This is a genomic window from Pseudactinotalea sp. (assembly GCF_048594945.1).
Taxonomy (GTDB): Bacteria; Actinomycetota; Actinomycetes; order Actinomycetales; family Beutenbergiaceae; genus Pseudactinotalea.
Map to the genome: position 1 here is coordinate 1 of NZ_JBMDXJ010000021.1, position 3,103 is coordinate 3,103.

The following is a 3,103-nucleotide window of genomic DNA, read 5'->3' on the forward strand; positions in this document are numbered from 1 at the left end:
GCAGTAGCGGACCGGGGATCGCGTCAGTTGCTCGGTGTTCGCCCGTGCTCCGGATTGTTCGTGCCGCGCGCGACCCGGACGGCTGGGATGACGAGCCCGCCTGGGGCGGATGGCTCGCGATCGTTTTCGCCGGAGCTACTGCGCGCGGAGGACCGTGCGCATGCCGTACTCGCTGCCTCCGACGCCCGGTCTCAGGGCAGAATCAAGGAATGGATGAGGCGCAGCTGGATCGAGCGTGCGGTGTGGTGATCGCGTCGGCGGCGGGTGATGCGCTCGGTGCTGGCTACGAGTTCGAGACCGTCGCGGCTGATCTGGAGCCGGGCATGATCGGCGGCGGGCTGGGGAACTTCGCGCCGGGCGAGTGGACGGACGACACCTCGATGGCGGTCGCGGTGGCGCGCGCTGCGGCGACCGGCGACGACCTCCGGTCGGCGGCGGGGCTCGACGCCGTGGCCCACGGCTTCGCCGACTGGTTCGCCTCGGACCCGGCCGACATCGGAATCCAGACGGCGCAGGTGCTCGCCGAGGCCTGCCGCCGCCCCACGGGCGCAGGCATGGCAGCGGCGGCACACGCCGCTCATGAGCGGGCGGGTCGCAGCGCGGGGAACGGATCGCTGATGCGCACCGGTCCGGTCGCGCTCGCCTATCTCGACGACCCGGAAGCACTGGTCGAGGCGGCGATCGCGGTGAGCGCGCTGACCCACTACGAGCCCGACGCCACCGAGGCGTGCGCCCTGTGGTCGCTCATGATCCGGCACGCCGTGCTCACCGAAGACCTCCCGACGTTCGACCACGTCGCACCCTGGATACCCCGACCCGACCACTGGCGAACGGTACTAAGCACCGCGGCGGAGGCGCCGCCGCCGACCTTCACGCAGAATGCGTGGTCGATCGGCGCGTTGCAGGCGGCGTGGTCGGCGATCGTCCACACACCCGTTCCCGACGGCGAACCTCACCATCACCTGTCTCGTGCGTTGGTCACGGCGATCAGGATCGGGCACGACACCGACACGGTCGCCGCGATCGCGGGCGCCCTGCTCGGCGCCCGCTGGGGCGCGAGCGCCATCCCTGCAGGGTGGACCGCGATCCTGCACGGCTGGCCGGGGATCGACGCCGCCGCGCTCGACGAGATGGCGCGGCAGATCGTCGCCTAGATTCGGTGCTTCCGCGGGAGCGTCGGCGGTATCACTGCGGCATGGCAATGACGACATGGACCACGCCGGAAGACCTCAAGGCCCATCCGAGGGTGCTCGCCACGACCGAGTCGGGGGTGACCTACCTGATCGACGCCGCGGCGATGACTGCCACTCGGATGCTTCCCGACGATCGTGAGGTGGACGTGGTGGGGGTCCCGGAGGGGCTCACCGAAAGCGGGATCGAGGTGCATGCGGGCGCGTTCGTCGCGAGCCGTCCCGGCCTACCGGAGCACGGCCGGCTGCTGGCCGGCCTCCGCGGTGACGGCACTCCGCTCGCACTCGCCGAGCTGCCCGCCGTGCGGGTCGGCTCACGGATGACGTTGGTGATCCTTGGGCTCGTGGACAGCGAGCACGTGACAGTGCGGCCGACCACGGCGGTGGTCAGTCTGAGCGTCCACGACGATGTGGGGCCAGCACGCTCACCTCGGCGCTGACACCGATTCCCGCTCGACCAGGATCGGCGGCGGCTCGGCAACGAGGTGGCGGTCGCCGGCGGCGCGGCCGCCGACCTCTGCGAGCAGCGAGACGACGGCGGCCCTTCCCATCTCGTATAACGGCAACCGCACGCTGCTCAGCGGCGGCCAGGTGTGCTCGGCGGACCAGGAGTCGTGCACCGACATCACCGAGAGGTCGTTCGGGACCGACAGGCCGAGCCGGCGCGCTTCGGCGAGCACCCCCACGGCGGCGTGGACATTCGCGGCGACGACGGCTGTCGGGGTCACATCCAGGCTCATCATCCGCTGGAGACCGCGGGCACCGTCCTTGTCGATGTATCCCTCACGGAGCACCCACTCCTCGTGAACATCGAGCCCCTCGGCGGCCATCGCGTCCCGGAATCCGGACTCGCGCCGGGCCGCAGTCTGGGACTGCCTCGGACCACCGATCAGCCCGATCCGCCCATGCCCCTGCTGCGCGAGGTGGCGCGTCGCCATCGCGGTCCCTGCAGCGTCAGGAACCGCAACGGAACTGACACCATCGACCTCTCGATGGATCGTCACGGTGGGAACCGCGAACCTGAACACGTGCTCGATGTCGCTCGTCGCCATGTCTCCCACGGGCTGCAGGATCATGCCGTCGACCCTGCCCTCGCCGAGGAGCCGATCGACCATCGGGTTGCCCGGTTGGATGTCCTCGGCGCGCCCGAGCAGCACCGTGTATCCGGCGCTGGAGGCCTCGTCCTCGACGCCACGGATGAGTTCGGAGACCAACGAGTTCGTGATCCCCGGCACCACGAGCGCGAGCACCTCGGTTCGCGCCAGCCGCAGCGCCCGCCCGGCGAAGTTCGGCTGATATCCGAGATCGGCGGCGGCCGCGCGCACGCGCTCACGCGTCGCAGCGTTCACGCGGGCGCGTGGGTCGCCGGTGAGCGCCCGCGAGGCAACGGAGACCGAGACCCCTGCCCGGGCTGCCACATCGCTCAACGTGGGCATAGGCGCTTCCCTCCCTGCGTCGGCGCATGCGAAGCCCCCATCTTGGCCGAAGCCGACGCCGACCGGCACGCACCCATCCGCATCCTCCCGTCCGCTTGGTAACGATTCGATCACGAAGCCGTCGCTGGACTAGCGCGAACCCGTCCCCTCAGCGCATTGTAGGCGCAATCGATTGTGCAACAAACGATTGCGCATCGTCCGGACGCTACCGATGCGTCCTCCAACGAAGGAGCAAGATCGGGATGAATACTCAGTTCTCACGCCGCTCGCTACTGGCCATGGCGGCCGCAGGTGCGGCCGGCGCCACGGCCCTGTCCGGGTGCCAGTCCACCGGCAACCAGGGTGGCGGCGGAGGCGGCACCACCCTCAACTTCTGGAGCTATTACGAGGCTGCCGGCCGCGGCTCGGCCTTCCAGGACCTGGCCGATGCCTACGAGGAGGAGTCCGGCGTCGGGATCAACCTCAACCTCGCGCCCC

Annotated in this window: 3 protein-coding genes and 1 pseudogene; 3 read left to right on the top strand and 1 reads right to left on the bottom strand. The window is 70.3% G+C overall.

The genetic code is table 11. The features are described from left to right. Positions 1-209: 209 nt before the first annotated feature. A complete protein-coding gene (locus ACOJSN_RS01025; RefSeq protein WP_420110651.1) occupies positions 210-1,154 on the top strand; it encodes an ADP-ribosylglycohydrolase family protein in 945 nt (314 codons plus the stop codon). Positions 1,155-1,195: 41 nt separating this feature from the next. Further along, entirely contained in the window at positions 1,196-1,630 is a 435-nt protein-coding gene (locus tag ACOJSN_RS01030) for a hypothetical protein (protein ID WP_420110652.1), read from the top strand. Here ACOJSN_RS01030 and ACOJSN_RS01035 read toward each other — a convergent pair. After that, positions 1,616-2,626, bottom strand: a complete 1,011-nt coding sequence (locus tag ACOJSN_RS01035; protein ID WP_420110653.1) for a LacI family DNA-binding transcriptional regulator — start codon at positions 2,624-2,626, stop codon at positions 1,616-1,618. The genes ACOJSN_RS01030 and ACOJSN_RS01035 overlap by 15 nt on opposite strands. 242 nt (positions 2,627-2,868) lie before the next feature. Here ACOJSN_RS01035 and ACOJSN_RS01040 point away from each other — a divergent pair. Beyond that, positions 2,869-3,103, top strand: a pseudogene (locus tag ACOJSN_RS01040) (hypothetical protein); the annotation flags it as partial.